The 18,009-nt window shown below is 51.8% G+C and carries 13 protein-coding genes; 8 read left to right on the top strand and 5 right to left on the bottom strand.

Going from position 1 to position 18,009, the window contains the following annotated elements:
• The first annotated feature begins 33 nt into the window (after positions 1–33).
• The 7 genes from B0I18_RS10315 (at position 34) to fabF (ending at position 9,843) form a co-directional block, all read left to right on the top strand.
• Positions 34–4,011, top strand: coding sequence for a Pls/PosA family non-ribosomal peptide synthetase (locus B0I18_RS10315; RefSeq protein WP_106522631.1), 3,978 nt, complete (start codon positions 34–36; stop codon positions 4,009–4,011).
• Between the two features lie 150 nt (positions 4,012–4,161).
• On the top strand, positions 4,162–4,749 hold the full coding sequence (locus B0I18_RS10310; RefSeq protein WP_106522630.1) for a TetR/AcrR family transcriptional regulator: 588 nt from the start codon (positions 4,162–4,164) through the stop codon (positions 4,747–4,749).
• A gap of 38 nt (positions 4,750–4,787) precedes the next feature.
• The gene (locus tag B0I18_RS10305) at positions 4,788–5,987 is read left to right on the top strand and encodes a thiolase family protein (RefSeq protein ID WP_106522629.1); all 1,200 of its coding nucleotides are present in this window, start codon (positions 4,788–4,790) and stop codon (positions 5,985–5,987) included.
• A gap of 7 nt (positions 5,988–5,994) precedes the next feature.
• Positions 5,995–7,170 carry an acetyl-CoA C-acyltransferase gene (locus B0I18_RS10300; RefSeq protein WP_106522628.1) on the top strand — a complete coding sequence of 392 codons (1,176 nt, stop codon included), beginning with the start codon at positions 5,995–5,997 and terminating at the stop codon, positions 7,168–7,170.
• Between the two features lie 27 nt (positions 7,171–7,197).
• Positions 7,198–7,680 carry a PaaI family thioesterase gene (locus tag B0I18_RS10295; protein ID WP_106522627.1) on the top strand — a complete coding sequence of 161 codons (483 nt, stop codon included), beginning with the start codon at positions 7,198–7,200 and terminating at the stop codon, positions 7,678–7,680.
• 45 nt (positions 7,681–7,725) lie between these two features.
• A complete protein-coding gene (locus tag B0I18_RS10290) occupies positions 7,726–8,466 on the top strand; it encodes an SDR family oxidoreductase (protein ID WP_106522626.1) in 741 nt (246 codons plus the stop codon).
• Positions 8,467–8,592: 126 nt separating this feature from the next.
• Positions 8,593–9,843 carry a beta-ketoacyl-ACP synthase II gene (gene fabF, locus B0I18_RS10285; RefSeq protein ID WP_106522973.1) on the top strand — a complete coding sequence of 417 codons (1,251 nt, stop codon included), beginning with the start codon at positions 8,593–8,595 and terminating at the stop codon, positions 9,841–9,843.
• 89 nt (positions 9,844–9,932) lie between these two features.
• On the opposite strand, the gene B0I18_RS10280 is transcribed toward fabF, so the two are convergent.
• The 3 genes from B0I18_RS10280 to B0I18_RS10270 all read right to left on the bottom strand — a co-directional run bounded on the left by B0I18_RS10280 (position 9,933) and on the right by B0I18_RS10270 (position 11,974).
• The gene (locus tag B0I18_RS10280) at positions 9,933–10,214 is read right to left on the bottom strand and encodes a hypothetical protein (protein WP_106522625.1); all 282 of its coding nucleotides are present in this window, start codon (positions 10,212–10,214) and stop codon (positions 9,933–9,935) included.
• Between the two features lie 124 nt (positions 10,215–10,338).
• Entirely contained in the window at positions 10,339–11,028 is a 690-nt protein-coding gene (locus B0I18_RS10275) for a DUF3239 domain-containing protein (RefSeq protein WP_106522624.1), read from the bottom strand.
• A gap of 49 nt (positions 11,029–11,077) precedes the next feature.
• The gene (locus B0I18_RS10270) at positions 11,078–11,974 is read right to left on the bottom strand and encodes a hypothetical protein (protein ID WP_146146712.1); all 897 of its coding nucleotides are present in this window, start codon (positions 11,972–11,974) and stop codon (positions 11,078–11,080) included.
• Positions 11,975–12,161: 187 nt separating this feature from the next.
• On the opposite strand from B0I18_RS10270, the gene B0I18_RS10265 reads away from it, so the two are divergent.
• On the top strand, positions 12,162–12,782 hold the full coding sequence (locus tag B0I18_RS10265; protein ID WP_106522622.1) for a trimeric intracellular cation channel family protein: 621 nt from the start codon (positions 12,162–12,164) through the stop codon (positions 12,780–12,782).
• Between the two features lie 67 nt (positions 12,783–12,849).
• On the opposite strand, the gene B0I18_RS10260 is transcribed toward B0I18_RS10265, so the two are convergent.
• Both B0I18_RS10260 and B0I18_RS10255 read right to left on the bottom strand, forming a co-directional pair.
• Complete coding sequence (locus B0I18_RS10260) at positions 12,850–15,003, bottom strand: S9 family peptidase (protein WP_106522621.1); 2,154 nt, start codon at positions 15,001–15,003, stop codon at positions 12,850–12,852.
• A gap of 224 nt (positions 15,004–15,227) precedes the next feature.
• Complete coding sequence (locus tag B0I18_RS10255) at positions 15,228–16,898, bottom strand: serine hydrolase domain-containing protein (RefSeq protein ID WP_106522620.1); 1,671 nt, start codon at positions 16,896–16,898, stop codon at positions 15,228–15,230.
• Between the last annotated feature and the right edge of the window lie 1,111 nt (positions 16,899–18,009).

Genomic DNA, 18,009 nt, shown 5'->3' with positions numbered 1-18,009 from the left:
GATACATTTACGCCAGCTATATAAGAAACAAGTATGATAACCCAGAGCCTGTTACAGGGGTCCGTTCATCCGGAATACAGCCGGGAAGAAACCATTGCCACGATTTACCGCGCCTCCGCACAATTATATCCAGATAAGACCGCCCTCATTTTCGGGGCGGAACAGATCAGCTACAGCCAGCTGGATACCTGGAGCGACCAGGTGGCCGCCTTTATCCATACCCAGGGTATAGGCCCCGGGCAGGCTATAGGCGTATGGCTGAGCCGTGGGCCCCAATTGCATGCCCTGATACTCGGCATCGTTAAATCCGGTGCGGCTTATGTGCCCCTCGACCGCGAGATGCCCGCCGAAAGGGTTCAGATCGTATTGGCGGAAGTCGGTGCTGCAGCCTGCTTCAGCGATGGCTTACCCGAAGTGCCCTGCCCGGTATTCCCGGTACCGGCCTTCCGCCCGGCAGCAGGTGAAGCGCCCTTTGTACCGCTGGCCACGCCCGATGGCGATGCCTATGTGTTATACACCTCGGGCAGTACGGGCAAGCCCAAGGGCATTCCGATTACCCACAGGCAGATCTGCCACTTGGTGCGCTCGGAACAAAGCGTACTGGACATTCAATCCACCGATAAAGTATACCAGGGTTTTTCGGTATCCTTCGACATGTGGTGCGAAGAAGTATGGATCAGCCTTGCAGCCGGCGCTACGCTTTGGGTTGCAGATGCCACTACGGCAAAATCGATAGACGAGCTGAGCGACGTGCTGCGCCGCGAACAGATAACGATACTCCACGCCGTGCCCAGCCTGCTGGCCGTTATGGATGACAATATACCCAGCCTGCGCCTGGTCAATGCCGGGGGCGAGGCCTGTACCACGCCGGTATTGAACCGCTGGAGCAAACCGGGCCAAAACCGGTTCTTCAACAGTTACGGTCCTACCGAAACCACGGTAACCGCAACAATGATCGCCCTGGAACCCGCCGAACGCATTACCATCGGCAACCCGCTGCCCAACTATAACCTGGCCGTTATAGACGAACAGTTCAATATCCTGCCGGTAGGTCAGCAGGGCGAACTGATCATCTCAGGCCCGGGAGTATGCAATGGTTATGTAAACCGGCCGGATCTTACACGCGAAAAATTCCTGGATAAACCGGCCACACTGGCCGCCCTGCCCGGCGACCGCATCTACCTTACCGGCGATGCCGTGGTGATGCAGGCCGATGGCAGCGTAGACTTTCACGGCCGCCTCGACGACCAGGTAAAGCTGCGCGGATACCGTATCGAACTGGGTGAGATCGAATCGCGGCTGAACGAACTGGAAGCCGTATCGGCTGCGGCGGTAGCCCTTAAAAAAGATGCGCAGCAACAGGACCAATTGGTGGGATATGTAAGCCTGAAAGCCGGTACGGCTTTCGACGACCAGGTAGCCCGCACCGCACTGGCTAAAGTATTGCCGCCGTATATGGTGCCCCTGGTCATCGTTACCCTCGATAAAATGCCCCGCCTGCCGAGTGGCAAAATCGACCGTAAGTCGCTGCCCGTGCCGGATGCCCTGCAGCACAGCATTGCCACGGAAGCCGTTGCCATAAGCCCCTCTGATCCTGTATCGGTAAAGGTTATGGCCGGTCTGCAACAACTATTTCCCGGCCGGGAGGTCACTACCGCATCCGACTTTTTTAATGACCTGGGCGGGCATTCGCTGCTGGCAGCCACCTTCGCATCCTGGTTGCGCAAGGAGGCCGGTATGCCCCAGGCCTCGCTTAAAGATATCTATACCTACCGCCCTGTAGGCAGCCTGATCCAGGCCTGGGAACGGGCCGAAGAAAAAGCGGCCAGGAAACAGGCCGGGGAACAGCAAGAAATATTCCATAAAGTACCCTCGCTGCGGTACTGGCTTTGCGGCCTGGCCCAGGCATTTTCCCTGCTGGTTATTTATGGCCTTTTTGCCATCCAGATCTTTGTGCCCTACCTGGGTTACTATTACGTAGTAGCCGGTACCGAATCGGGCACCGGTCACGAAGGCTGGGCGCTATTGGTTGCCCTGGGCCTCTTCTGCGTGATCCCGCCGTTGTTTTCGCTCATGAGCATTGCCTGTAAATGGCTGATCCTGGGCCGCGTTAAAGAAGGCGACCACCCGCTATGGGGTTGGTTCTACTTCCGCTTCTGGCTGGTCAATACCATACAAAGACTCGTGCCGGCACAGTTTATGAACGGCACGCCTCTCTACCCTTTGTATCTCCGCATGATGGGTACCCGGATCGCCAGCGATGCACAGCTCAGTTCCGCTACCGTAGGCGCTGAAGACCTGCTCGAGGTAGGCCGTAATGTAAGCATCAGTTCGCAGGTCGTATTCAACAACGCCTTCGTAGAGAACGGCCTGCTGAAGCTGCGCCGCATTCGCGTGGGCGACAATGCCTATATCGGCAGCAGCGTTGTATTATCCGGTGGTACGGTAGTCGAAGACTGGGGTGAAATACAGGACCTGAGCCACTTACAGGCCGGGCAGGTTATCGGAGAACGGGAGATCTGGAAAGGCTGCCCTGCCGAAAAAATAAACACGCGCACCGTTGAAGAGCTCGTACAGCCTTTACGCGTGTCGGCAGCTACAAGAAGAAATTATGGCCTGCTGTTCAGCATCCTGCTCCTGGTATTCCCCATCGTCGTGCTGGTACCACTGGTGCCCGTTATCAAGATCCTGAACTACCTGGACCTGCAATCGCCGGACTATAACTTTAATTATTTTATCCACGTTCCTTTCCTCACAATTATCTATATCGCGATCTATGCACTGGAGACCGTCGTGCTGTCCCGGTTACTGCTGCGCAATATAAAGCCCGGCACCTATCCCGTGTACAGCAGCGTTTATGTACGCAAATGGCTTTCCGACCAGCTGATCTCGGTTTCGCTGATCGTACTGCACCCCATCTATGCCACGGTTTATATCTCCTCCTTCTTCCGCCTGCTGGGTGCACGCATCGGCAAGAATACCGAGATCTCTACCGCCAGTAATGTAACGCATACAATGCTGGAGATCGGCAACGAATCCTTTATCGCCGATGCCGTATCGCTCGGCGAAGAAGATATACGCGGCCAGCGCCTGATCCTGGAAGAAACGAAGATCGGCAACAGCAGCTTTGTGGGCAACAGCGCCCTGGTACCCCAGGGTTACCGGCTGGGCGATGGTATGCTTATCGGCGTATTGTCCATACCACCCGATGCCGACCAGCTGAGCCAGAGCGATGCCCGCGACTGGTTCGGTTCTCCCGCTATCGCCCTGCCGCGGCGGCAGGACAGTGGCAGCTATCCCGCATCGCTGACCACCACGCCATCGGTAGGACGCAGGTTTGCAAGGGCCATTATAGAAGGCATCCGCGTTATCCTGCCCGAAACCGTGATCATCTGTTGCAGCGTACTGTTCGTTGCCTATTGCCACGACCTGGTCAAGGATAAAAACCTGGGCCATATACTGGGCCAGTTACCCAAACTACCTTTTTACTACCTGCTCTATATGGGACTACCTGCACTGTTCGTAACCGTGCTACTGAAATGGCTGACCATAGGCCGCTATCGTAAAGAGCAAAAACCCATGTGGACGCATAAGGTATGGCGCAGCGAGGCCATTACCACTACCTATGAGGCCCTGGCCGTACCTTTCCTGCTGGAATACATGCGCGGCACGCCCCTGTTACCTCTCTGCCTGCGCCTGTTCGGCGTCAAAACCGGCAAACGGGTATGGCTCAATACTACCGATATTACCGAACAGGATATGGTAGAGATCGGTGACGATGCGGCGCTGAACGAAGATTGCGGGCCACAGACCCACCTTTTCGAAGACCGCGTGATGAAAGTGGGTGGCGTAAAGATAGGCGCACGCTGCAGCATCGGTGCACGCAGCATTATCCTCTACGATAGCGAAATCGGCGACGATGTAAAACTGGAGCCACTCTCCCTGGTTATGAAAGGCGAAAAACTGAGCGAAGGCACGGTATGGACCGGCAGTCCTATACGGTCGTTATAAACCCATACACAGCCCATTTACGATAAAGCAGCCGGGAACCGAATTCCCGGCTGCTTTTTTTGGGATATATGCAAAATCGATACGGGGATAAAAAGTATATTTTTTTAATTATACCAATTGGTATAATTTTACATCAAGAAACAGCAGCGCATGAACAAGGCCGAACGTACCAAACAGTTTATCATCGAGCAAACCGCCTCCATCTTTAATAAGAAGGGGTATGCGGGTACCTCGTTACAGGATATTACTGCGGCTACCAGCCTGACGAAAGGTAGTATATATGGCAATTTCGACGGGAAGGACGATGTGGCGCTTGCCGTTTTCGACTATAACCTGGGGCGGGTAAAGGATATCCTGCGCCGGGAAATGCTGAAGAGCAACAGCATCCGGGAAAAGCTGCTGGTTTACCCCAGGGTATACGGTAATATACACCTGTATCCCTTTCCTGACGGCGGTTGCCCGATCCTGAACACCGCGGTGGAAGCTGACGATACCCACCCCGCCCTGAAGAAGAGAGCCCAGGATGCCATTGTATACTGGAAACGGACCATTGTACGCCTGATCGAGAAGGGAATCAGCAACGGGGAAGTAAAGGTAACGGTAGATCCCGAGCAGCATGCGCTGGCCATTATGGCCATGCTCGAAGGTATGACCATGATCTCTAACCTGATGGGCCAATCCCATTACCGCAAGCTGATCATCGGCTCCATTGAAAAAATGATTACGGACCTGTTCTGATATTTTTTTAAACAAAAATATACCAATCGGTATAAAATATGAAAGACGCGTTAATTGCAGATTTCCAGAGAACGCCGGTAGGCAAATACGGGGGCTTGCTGAGTAACATCCGTCCCGACGACCTCGCAGCCGCAACGCTAAAAGCCTTACTGGACCGCAACCCTGGCCTGCCGGCCGGTAAGATCGACGAGGTAATCCTGGGCTGTGCCAACCAGGCCGGCGAAGACAATCGCAATATAGCCAGGTTTGCCAGCCTGCTGGCCGGTATGCCGGTAACGGTACCGGCATACACAGTAAACCGCTTATGCGCTTCCGGAATGCAGGCCGTGATCAATGCGTATACCCTGCTCAGTAGTGGCCTCACAGCGATAGTGCTGGCCGGTGGTGTAGAAAGCATGAGCCGGGCGCCTTACGTGATCAGCAAAGCCACAAAGCCTTTTGACCGCGGTCTGGAATTTTCGGATACCAGCCTGGGCGCACGTTTTTATAATCCTGCACTGGCCGGACAATACGCTCCCATTGCTATGGGCGAAACGGCGGAAAACATAGCAGAACGCTGGCACATTAACCGGGAAGACCAGGACGCCTTCGCATTACTATCGCATAACCGCTATATGGAGGCGCACCGTGCCGGCAAGTTTACCGCCGAGCTGATCGACCTGCCGGGCTTAAGGTACAAGGATGCCGGCGCACCTAAAGACGAGAACGTAAGACCCGATACCTCCCTTGAAAAACTGGCTGCTTTGAAACCTTCCTTCCGTACGCCCGGCACGGTAACCGCCGGTAATGCCGCCGGTTTGAACGATGGCGCCTCTGCCCTGCTGATCGGCACTGCACAAGCCCTGCAGGACTATGGCCTCCGGCCACTGGCCCGTATTGCCGGCGCCACGAGCGTGGGGGTACATCCCGACTTTATGGGTACGGGGCCTGTACCGGCTATCGAAAAACTTTTAGCCCAAACCGGGCTTTCCATCAACGATATCGATCTATTCGAGATCAACGAAGCCTTTGCCGTACAGGTGCTCTATAGCATCACTACCTTAGGTATCGATCCGCAGCGCGTAAATGTAAACGGCGGTGCGATCGCTATCGGGCATCCCCTGGGCAATTCGGGCAGCCGCATCACGGGACACCTGGCGCTCGAACTGCAACGCCGTAAAGCCAGGTACGGCATTGCAGCCATGTGCGTGGGTGCAGGCCAGGGTACCGCTATACTTATTGAGAACCTTCATTATTGATTATCTTATGAAAGAAGTATTCATCGTTTCCGCCAAACGTACACCGGTAGGCGGTCTTATGGGCAGCCTCGCCCACCTTTCGGCCACCCAATTGGGCGCTATCGCCATCGAAGCAGCTTATACCGCTGCAGGCATCGACCCTGCCCTGATCGACGAAGTGTATATGGGCAATGTACTCTCCGCCAACCTGGGCCAGGCGCCTGCCCGGCAAGCGGCAATCTTTGCCGGCATCCCCGATGCTACCGATGCCACCACCATCAACAAAGTATGCTCTTCGGGACTTAAAGCCGCTGCTATCGGCGCACAGCAGATCCAGCTGGGCCTGTCGGGCATCGTAATGGCCGGCGGCATGGAAAGTATGAGCAACAGTCCGCACTACCTGTATATGCGCAAAGGGCATAAATACGGCCCTACCCAAATGGTAGACGGCATGATCAAAGACGGCTTATGGGATGTGTACAAAGACTTCCATATGGGTAATGCAGCAGAGCTTGCCGCCCGCAAGTACCAGCTGAGCCGGGAAGCGCAGGATGCCTATGCCTTATCGACCTATCGCAAAGCCCAGGATGCCACCGCTGCCGGCAAATTTGCCGCAGAGATCACAGCCGTAGCACTGCCCGGCAAACAAGGCGACAAGCTGGTTACTGAAGATGAAGACATTTATAAACTCGTACCCGAAAAGATCGGCAAACTGGCTCCCGCCTTCGAAGCCGGCGGCACCATTACTGCTGCCAATGCCAGCAACCTGAACGATGGCGCGGCGGCCCTGTTACTGGTATCCGGCGAAAAGGTACAGGAACTGGGATTGAAGCCCCTGGCCCGTATCGTGGCTTATGCCGATGCGGCACAGGCGCCCGAATGGTTTACCACAACGCCTGCGCTGGCCATTCCCAAAGTATTGCAACGTGCAGGGCTTAACCTCGGGGATATAGACCTGGTAGAACTGAACGAAGCTTATGCGGCGGTGATTCTGGCCAACCAACAGATTCTCGGCCTCGACCCGGATAAAGTGAATGTATACGGCGGCGCTGTGGCCATAGGCCATCCCATAGGCGCTTCCGGTGCCCGTATCCTCACCACGCTTGTATCCGCACTGCGCCAGGAAGGCGGCCGTTATGGTCTCGCAGCCATATGCAACGGCGGCGGTGGCGCATCTTCCATGATCATCGAAAATCTTTCCTGAAACCGGTCAGCCGTAAAATAAACCAACATGCAAAGAAGCAGAACCTTTACCTGGAGCGACCCCATGGAAGGCGCTACACAGGCCCGCAATATGCCAGGGCAAGCCTACCTGGACGCTATGAGCGCCGGTACGATCGACTTTCCGCCCTTATTACATACCCTCGACTTTAAAGTGGAAGGCGTGCGCGAGGGGCAGGCGGTATTTAGCTTTCAACCACAGGAGTTTCATTATAACCCTATCGGTACGGTACATGGCGGCGTGATAACCGCCATGCTCGACTCGGCCATGGGCTGCGCGCTGCACAGCACGCTGGAAGCCGGCGCCGGCTATACCACACTCGAGATCAAGGTCAATTTTCTGAAGGCCATTACGATTAAAACAGGTATACTGAAGGCTACAGGCAGGATCATACATGCCGGTAAAAGAACCGCGCTTACCGAAGCCACATTGGCGGATGAGACAGGTACGGTATATGCACACGGTACCAGTACCTGTATGATACTCCGTTAAACCGCTCCCCTCTTTTTTGTATTTCATTTTATAAACAATAAAACAATGAACAGTTCCAAGAATACCGTGCTCATAACCGGAGGCTCTGCAGGCATCGGTTTTGCCCTGGCACAGGCGCTTATTGCCCAAGGCAACCAGGTAATTATTACCGGCAGGAATAAAGAAAGGCTGGAACAGGCTGCAGCCCGGCTGCAACATGTAACGGCGATACAAAGCAACAGTGCCGATCCGCAGGCGGCGCAAGCCCTGGCCACCCGGTTGCAGCAGGAATTTCCGCAGCTCAATATGGTGATCAACAATGCCGGTCATGCCTATGCTTACGACCTGGCCGGCGGCCAGGATGCTGCAGGCAAAGCCGAAGCCGAGATGCTGACCAATTATATCGCCGTGATCCGGCTCAACGAATTGCTGCTCCCTTTACTGCTGCAACAGGAGCAAGCCGCTATCGTCAATGTATCCTCTATTACTGCATTCGTGCCCGGTAACCGGGTCTCTACCTATTCGGCCAGTAAAGCCGCCCTGCATTCCTATAGCCAATCGCTGCGTTTCAGCCTTGCCGGTACGCCCGTTAAAGTATTTGAGCTGATGCCGCCCCTGGTCAATACCGACTTTTCGCAGGAAATCGGCGGCGCCAATGGCATACAGCCTTCGGTGGTAGCCGACGACCTGTTGCAGGCCCTGCAGGAAGACCGATTTGAAATACATACCGGGGCAACGGCTCATATCTATGAATTGCTGCGTACCGCGCCGGACGCGGCTTTCGATGCGATGAACACCCGCGCTTAAGTTTTTACTCTTTGCTTCATAATATACCGGTTGGTACATTATGAAGCAAAAACCACTAATATTGCTGCCTGATCATACAGTGGTATGTAAAAATCAAGTAATTTTAGCGGCTCATTAATGCTTTTTATGAAACGAGTAGTTATTACAGGACTTGGAGCCATTACTCCATTAGGGAATTCTGTCGAAGAATTTTGGAACAATATCGTGGCCGGGAAAAGCGGCGCTGCCCCCCTGACGAAATTCGACACCTCGAAATTCAAGACTAAATTCGGTTGCGAGGTTAAAGGATTTGAAGCAACAGATTATATCGAAAAGAAAGAGATCAAGAAGTATGATCTTTATACCCAATACGCCATCGCAGCGAGCGACCAGGCGATTAAAGATGCGGGACTGGATTTCGCGGCCATGCCTGAAGAAGAACGCTATGAAGTAGGCGTGATCTGGGCTTCGGGCAACGGTGGTATCGGCACCTTCGAAGAACAATTGAAGGAGTACCACCTCGGCGACGGCACACCGCGCTTCAGCCCGTACCTGATCCCGAAAATGATCGTGGACATCGCTGCAGGCGTGATCTCGATCCGCAACAAGCTCTATGGCCCCAACTACGCTACGGTATCGGCATGCGCCTCTTCCAACACGGCCATCATCAATGCATTCGACACCATCCGTACCGGCAAAGCCTCTATTATGGTAGCCGGGGGTAGCGAAGCGGCGATTACACCTTCTTCTATCGGTGGCTTCAATGCCGCCCAGGCCCTGTCTAAACGCAACGACGACCCAGAAGGTGCATCCAGGCCTTTCGATAAAACGAGGGATGGCTTTGTAGCCGGCGAAGGCGCAGGCGCACTGATCCTCGAAGAGCTGGAACATGCCCTGCAACGCGGCGCGAAGATCTACGCCGAACTGGTGGGCGGTGGCATGGCTGCCGACGCCTATCACTTAACCGGTACGCACCCCGATGGCCTCGGCGCTTACCTGGGTATGACCAAAGCCCTGAAGGACGCGGGTATTACCGCCGACCAGGTCGACTATGTAAACGCACATGCTACCTCTACCGAACTGGGCGATGTAAGCGAACTGCTGGGCGTTAAAAAAGTATTCGGCGATCACCCGGTGGCTATTTCAGCTACAAAATCCATGACGGGCCACCTCCTGGGTGCAGCCGGCGCTGTAGAAAGCCTGATCTGCATCCTGGCGCTGCAACACGATACCATACCGGCTACCATCAATGTTACCGAACTGGATGAACATATACCGGAAGGCCTCAACATCATACGCGGCGCTTCGGTACAACAGCCGCTCACTTATGTACTGAATAACACCTTCGGTTTCGGCGGGCATACGGCCAGCTCTATCTTCAAGAAATACACACCCTGAGGATAAATACCGGCAATAAAAAAACAGAAGAGCGGAGACCTGTATGGATCTCCGCTCTGTTATTTTAATGCCCCCCGGGCGCCGGTTTATCAATCGAAACGGCCAACGGCTGCCAGTACCGGTACTACCTTACCTTCGGCCGAGCGCCACAGTTTATCGGTTACATGCCATTTAGGCGGCAGGTAATCCCGGTTGTTGACCTTGCCGGCCAGCAAAGGGTTGATCAACTCGCCATGGATAAAATCGCCTACGCCAGGCAAAGCCGGGCAATCCCAGCTTAGTTCGTAGAGTACGGTTTCGGAAAAAAGCTCATGATAGCCTTCGATGAGCGTATTGTGTTCCGGCAGCGACAAGGTTAATTTGATGATCATAATACCAGGTTTCAGACGTTATAATTTATAACGAACTTAATCAGAAATTCCGAAAAAGCAGCATCCCGGTTCTTCTTTTAGGAATTTATTTCAGGATCGTTAAACCGGGAATAACAAGGTTCTCTTACCCAAATGCGCGCATGTCGCTGCTTTCGTCGCAGAGCAGGGTTACTTCAGTTTGGCTGACCGCCATTTCGCGGTCGATCACTTCGTACAGCAGGATCCATTCTTCGGGATCGATAAGCCGTACCGCCTGATCGATATTGTGATGATCGGCAGTGGCCCAGCTTACAGGACGGGGCTCAAAATTACTGCGCAGGTCGCTGTCTGTAACATCGAAAACAGCGATGCAAGGCACCTTTTCGCCGACCTGCAGCGTATGCAGCGGCAGGTTGCCGGGTTCTATTTTCTTACAGCCCCATTGTGGTGTATTATACAGGGTCTCTTCCGACCGCATGTCGGCAAGCGCGATCAGGGTAAGCGGTTGCAGCGAAGCGATCATACCGGGAATGAGCAAACCTTTTTCGTAAGTCTTACGCCGCATGAGCCGCCAGTACAGGAACAGCAGCGATAAGGGTAAGGCGGTAACTACCGTAATGATACCCGCGGCGATCCAATGCCTGGCAGTAAAAGCAGATACGGCAGCGACGATACAGAACAAGGATATAAGGGCCAGGATCTGGTAAGTAACGCGATAGGCACGGCAATAGATGTCAAACTTCCGTACCCTGCCCGGGTCGGGTTTGAACTGGCACAACCTGCTCTGATGCTGCCGCCCGGACGCAACTTCTGTCTTACCGGTTTTCGGTTCCATAACAATTGGGTTAGAGGATAGGGGTTATAATTTGATGCTTTGATGCCTTTTATTTTTGAACAAGTTTGAGCAGGATATCGGCTTCGAGGTAGGCATCGCTCTTTTTGTCCCATACACGGAATACCCATTTACTCTCGTTACCGTTAAGTTCCGCTTTCGTAAGCGTAATGTAAACACTGATGCGCTCTGCTGCCTCGGCCGGGTTACTGCCTTTGGGATCTTTAAATACGTCTTCTGAATGAAATTTTTCTTCGCCGCTCTTGTCGTAGACGATGATCTCGGCGCCCGGGAACACTTTGCCATCAACCTCCTTCAGACCACTGAGCCCGTTGACCATAACGCCTATACGGCCGCCCAGCAAGGCTTCGTTGGCATTACGGCCATTCCTGCCCACAAAATAAACGGATTTATAACTGAGTCCCGAAGCATGTATCGCCAGGTCGTTCTGTTGTAAGGGAGCGATTTTAAATTTCCTGGAGGCCGTAATTTCACCTTTGCCCTTTTTGTCCCCGATATGTACTTCAAGCTTATACTCTTTACCGATCTCCAGCTCCTGGCCAAGGGTATATTGACCATACAGGGCTTCGGCTTTTTCGGGGCTAATGCCTTCTGAAAACGTTTCGTCTTCCAGGTTGTCGAGCTTTACTTTTACGGCGCCGGCTCCATCCAGGATCCGGATGCTTATGGTCGGGAAAACGCGGCCCCTGTCGCTGGTAAAGCCTTTGATACCCGAAAGCTGCACCTTCATGGTTTCGCCCTGGCGCCATTCGTCATCTGCAACGGCAGCACCATTACACAGCAATTTATAATTATCGAAACTAAGGCCCGTATTCGTTACCGTGAGTCCGCTCTTCATATCGTGCTTGATACCTGCACTAAAATTACAGGCAGCACACAGGACCAGGCAGCATACCGCCAGGCGCCATAAATATTTTTTTGTAGCCATAGGGTTAAAAATAGCCGTTGAACCCAAAGGATCGGCGGCCATATATATAAACGTAAACAAGGGGGAAATATTCGTTAAAGATATAAAGATATACGGAATATGTCATCAGTATATCTTTTACTTTATTCGTTTTTGTGATTAAGTTTGTGCCGGGAATACCTCCTGTAATTCAGCAGCACTTTACTTTATGCAGATCCAGTATATTTTTGAGCTTGCCGGCACCGCTTTTTTTGCCATATCCGGTGCCCTGGCGGCCAACCAGAAATCGCAGCCGGATTGGTTTGGCGTTACCTTTATCGGGTTTATCACGGCCATCGGTGGTGGTAGTATCCGCGATATGTTGCTGGGCAGTTATCCCCTGGTATGGATCGGCGATGTACGTTTTCTCTACGCCATATTTGCCGGCGTACTGCTGGCCAGTTTATTTTACAACCAGCTGCAAAAGCTGCGTAAGACCTTATTTATTTTCGACACGTTCGGGATCGCGCTCTTTACGATTATCGGTACGGAAAAGGCTTTGCTGCTCGGCGTTAACCCGCTGATCGCGGCGATAATGGGTATGTTCTCTGCGATTATGGGCGGCGTGATCCGCGATGTACTGACCAACGAGACGCCCGTGTTGTTCCACAAAGAGATCTATGCGACGGCTTGTCTTGCCGGGGCCTTCTGTTACCTGCTGCTCCATTATTTCGATTGCGACCGCACCGTGAGTTTCCTGCTCTCGGGCCTGGCCATCCTGCTGATCCGCATCATCGCCGTTAAGTTCAATGTAAGCCTGCCTAAATTCCGGAAAGAGGGTACGGATTAATCTATAAAAAAGGGTATGACCGGTAATGCGGCCATACCCTTGTACTTATTAAACTACTGGTTTCCCCTTATTCTTTGATCCCTTCCAAAGCGAGGAAAAACGCATCGGTAAGTGCAATCTCCTTCAGGTAATCGAAACGGCCGGACGCACCGCCATGACCGAAGTCCATATTGGTTTTGAGCAGGATCACATTTTTACCGGTATTGTTTACCCTTAATTTGGCCACCCACTTAGCCGGTTCGAAATACTGTACCTGGCTGTCGTGCAGGCCTGTAGTGACGAGCAGGTTGGGATAAGCCTTCGGGGTCACGTTATCGACCGGCGAATAGGACTTCATGTAATCATAAGCATCCTTGTTCTTGGGATTGCCCCACTCGTCAAATTCGTTGGTGGTAAGTGGAATCCGTTCGTCGAGCATGGTCGTAACCACATCGACAAAAGGCACGTCGGCTACTACGCCATGCCAGAGATCGGGCCGCATATTGACAACCACACCCATTAATAAACCTCCGGCACTGCCCCCGTTGATATAGAGATGCTCTTTACTGGTGTACTGCTGCGCAATAAGGAATTCGGCGCAATCGATAAAGTCGGTAAAGGTATTCTTCTTCTTCATCTGCCGGCCATCCTCGTACCAATGCCGGCCCATGTCTTCGCCCCCGCGTACATGCGCTATGGCAAAACAAAAACCGCGATCGAGCAGGCTTAACCTGGCCGAACTAAAGCTGGCATTGGTACTGGATCCGTAACTACCATAGGCGTACAACAGTAAGGGTTGTTTCCCGTCTTTCTTAAATCCTTTTTTATATACCAGCGATACCGGAACCCTGGTACCATCCTGGGCTGTAGCCCACAGGCGTTCGGTAACATAATCCTGCTTATTATAACCGCCCACAATTACCTGTTCTTTCAGCAATGTTTTCTGTTTGGTCTCCATATCGTAGTCGAAAGTCGACGAAGGTGTGGTCAACGAGGTATAACCATAACGCAGTTTGCCGCTGTTATAATCGGGGTTGACCGATGGATAGGCGGTATATACAGGCTCCCCGAAGTCCAGGTAATGTTCGGTATGTTTTGTCGTATTGATAATATGGATCTGGATCAGGCCGTTCTTTCTTTCCGACAAAGCAATGAAATCTTTGAAGCCCTGCACATCTTCCAGCAGTACATCTTCGCGTGCCGGCACTATATCTTTCCAGTGTGCAACGCCTGTCTGGTCCAGCGGTGTTTCCATCAAGCGGAAGTTGCGCGCATCTTTATTGGTACGCACCAGGAAGCGGTTGCCCTGGTCTTCGATATCATACAATACATCCTTCATCCGCGGCTGGAACACCTGGAAAACAGGGTCGGCCGCATTGGCATCGGCATAACGGATCTCGGAAGACATCGTGGCCGAAGAATAGATAAACAGGAAACGCTCCGACTTGGTTTTGGAAATGCCGATATAGTTCGATTTATCTTTTTCCTCGTAGACCAGTTCATCCGGTGTAGTGCTGCCCAGCCGGTGTTTCATAATCTTTTCCGAAAACAGGGTTACCGGGTTATTGGCAACATAATAAATCGTTTTACTGTCGTTGGCCCATTCGCCCGATCCGTCGGTATCCTTTACCTGGTCGGTCTTCAGTTCGCCGGTTACCAGGTCTTTGATGTGTAAGGTATATTGCCGCCTGCTCACGGTATCCACGCCATACAGCAACAGTTTATTATCGGGGCTTATACTTGCATTGGAGATATCAAAATAGGCATGTCCTTCCGCCATTTTATTGACATCGAGCAGGATTTCCTCGGGAGCTTCGAGGCTCTGTTTTTTACGGCAAAGTAAATAATACTCTTTCCCTGCGATGGTACGGGTATAATAAAAGTAGCCGTTATGAAAATAAGGCACACTCTCATCTTCTTCCTTGATCCGCTTTTTCATTTCTTTGAAAAGCTTATCCCGTAAGGTTTTCGTGCCGGCCATCATGGTATCGGTATACGCGTTTTCGGCTTTAAGGTAATCGACTACGGCATTGCTGTCGGGGCCTTTAAAAAAATAATCAGCCATCCAGTAATAGTTATCGATCCGCTTATCGCCGAACATGCCAACATCTTTAGGCTTGACGGTGGCTACCGGTGCTTTGACATCCGGCCATTGGTAAGGTTCATGTTGCATAGTGTGTTGGTTGTTGCAGGCCGAGGCAAACAAGGCTGCCAGTACTGCATACGTTTTAGTTTTATTCATCGTTTCCAGGGTTTAAAGCAGGATGAAGTGCGATGCATTGATAACGTGTTGCACGTTGCCACCTGTATAGCGACCTCTAAAATAATAAAGTCCGGGTAGCCGGCAAAATAGATGCTGCCGTTGCGATATAGCTACGGGTGCTCATCTTCCCATTCATATGCGAAGATCCCCGCGGAGCCTATAGTCCGGGGGATCTTCTTTGCTTTATCGTGTTTTCCGTTTCGTTATTCTTTTGCCAGTTCGATACTGTCTCCCTGGGTGAACGTCATGCCGGTAGTCTTGCCATCGCTGTTTGTCTTGAACCGGATATTCAGGCCTATAGTATCAAATTCAAATTCTGCATCGCTGATCGCCGTCAGCAAGATAGCCGGCTGCCCTGTTGCCTGTGCCGTAATGCTTGTCCCCTGTTTAAGGATCGTTATCTTCATGGGGAAAGCGGCTGCACTATATACGCCTTCGTAGCTATTCAACAACACCTCGCTTACCTCGACAGCAGCGGGTTTGGCCGCATTGGGGTCCTTTCTCTTCAGCTTCAGTTCTTCGCCACCTTGTGCCAGTATTGCCTGTTGTGCCATCCCCTTTTCATCGCGGGTAAATTTGAGGGTAAGATCAGCCTCTTTAAATTCAAACTTGTCCTTGCTTAATGCGGTCAGCCGAGCGGAATCCTGGTTGGTAGCCTGTGTCCAGAGCCGGCCACTATGCTCCATTACGCGGATTTCCATCGGGAGTTGCGGTGTAGTGTAAACGCCTGTAAGACCTTGCAGGTCGGCAGCGCTCACGGCCACCTCGGTAAAATCGGGGAAGGTATACGCTTTATCAAACAGGATGCTTAACAGGTAAATGGCGACCTGGTTGAGATTCATCACTTCTGTGTTTGCAAACAGGGACATCGAAAGTTTATCTTCTGGGAAATAGCCGCTCATGGTATGAAAAGCATCGACATGCCCGCTATGGCCATATGCCGTATGATCCGTGCCAAAGGGAAGCGACAGGATACCATAACCATAGCTGTTGACGCCGTTTATATCATTTTTACCCTGTTGGGGCAACATTTCCTGTACGGTAGCCGCTTTCAGGAGTTTGTTTTGCACCAGTGCTTCCAGGAATATGCTTACATCTTCAGGCGTGGCCAATATCCCTCCGGCGCCGGCACAGGAACTTACATGTGTTTCGGGTTCGGATTGCCATTTACTGTTTTCATCGAAATTAAAAGAAAGCGCTTCGTTCTTAGCGGGGTTTACATTAGTTGTTGGTAGCAGGGTATGACGAAGTCCCAGTTTACGGACGATGCGGGACTGCAGGTTATCATTAAAGTTCTTTCCGGTAATTGTCTCAACGATGTAGCCCAGGAGCATATAATTGGTATTACAATATTCTGTTTTGGCGCCGGGTTCGAATACGGGCTTTTGTTTCGCAAAGACAGCGATCAGCTCTTTTTGCGATACGTATTGCCGTTGGCTGCGCCATTGCAGGTCATTGGTATAATTGTAGAGCCCGCTTTGGTGCGTCAGTAATTGCCTTATGGTTATTTTATCTGCATTGGGTATTTCAGGAAAAAACTTTTGAAGGCGATCGTCCAGCGATAGCTTTCCTTCTTCTACCAGTTGCATAATCATTACAGCCGTATAGGTTTTGGAGATCGAACCGATACGGTACCGGGTATCGCCGTTAGCCGCTATGGGCTTACCTTTCCGGTCACCGATGATACCATAGGCTTTTTTAAGTATGGTTTTATTATCCTGCCTTATCACCACCGAGCCCATAAAGCGATCGTTCTGGTAGAGGTAGGTAAGCAGGCTGTCGATAAGTTTTATTTTCTGGGCGCTGATTGTTTTTTGTGCGTGGCCGGCGAAGGCAAAAAGAAGGAGGGCGAGTACTAAAGCTGGTTTTTTCATAACATTATTTTGTTTGTGTTACAAAGAAACAACGTCATGATGCGGAGTTATAGGTCTTTATGACCAATGCCGCTGATTAGTAGATATAAACCCTCCTGTGGTTTAAGCGCGTAATTTGTCTATTGAAAAGCCCGTTTGGTGGAAGGAAGGAGGGAGTATTGAGATGTGAGTATTGAGATGTGAGATATTAGGTTTGAGATATTAGATATTGGATGTTAGATATTAGATTTGAGATATTAGATGTTAGATGTTAGATATTAGGAGTTAGACGATCGTCATCCTGAGCCTCGCGAAGGATCTTAATGGAGGGAGGGGAAAATGCAAAATGAGCAGTAGTCTATCAGGGAAGACGCTTGTCATCCTGAGCCTCGCGAAGGATCTTACCGGAGGGAGGAGAACTACAAGTAAGCGATAAGTACAACTCGCGCAACATGCGCCCTTAGACAAAGCCGGCTTACGGATGAGATCCTTCGCTGCGCTCAGCATGACAGGCTCCTTCCCGCTACTTTTCTTCAAACACTCCTGGTCTTGCTACCTGATACTTGATACCTGCTACTCCGATTGTCATCCTGAGCGCAGCGAAGGATCTTAACGGAGGGAGAGGAACGGCAAATAAGCGATAAGTACAACTCGCGCAACATGCGCCCTTTGACAAAGCCGGCTTACTGATGAGATCCTTCGCTGCGCTCAGGATAACAGGTAACGCTTGCTACTTTTCTTCAAACACTCCTGGTCTTGCTACCTGATACTTGATACCTGCTACTCCGCTTGTCATCCTGAGCCTCGCGAAGGATCTTACCAGAGGGAGGGGAGCTGCTGGTAAGCGATAAGTATAACACGCGCAACATGCATCCTTTGACAAAGCCAGCCTACTGATGAGATCCTTCGCAGCGCTCAGGATGACCGACTCCTTCTTGGTACTTTTCTTCCCCTGGTCTTGATACCTGATACTTGATACCTGCTACCCCGAATGACCGGTAAATGCTTGCTACTTGCAAGCTGCAGTTTGGGGTATAAGGCACAAAAAAAAGCCCCTCGACTTTCGTCGAAGGGCTTCAATAAATATGGCGGCTACCTACTCTCCCGGAGTTAACCAGTACCATCGGCCATA

Origin of the sequence: Taibaiella chishuiensis, assembly GCF_003014535.1 — a bacterium.
GTDB classification, from domain to species: Bacteria; Bacteroidota; Bacteroidia; order Chitinophagales; family Chitinophagaceae; genus Taibaiella; species Taibaiella chishuiensis.
This window is presented reverse-complemented; position numbering and strand designations above follow the sequence as displayed.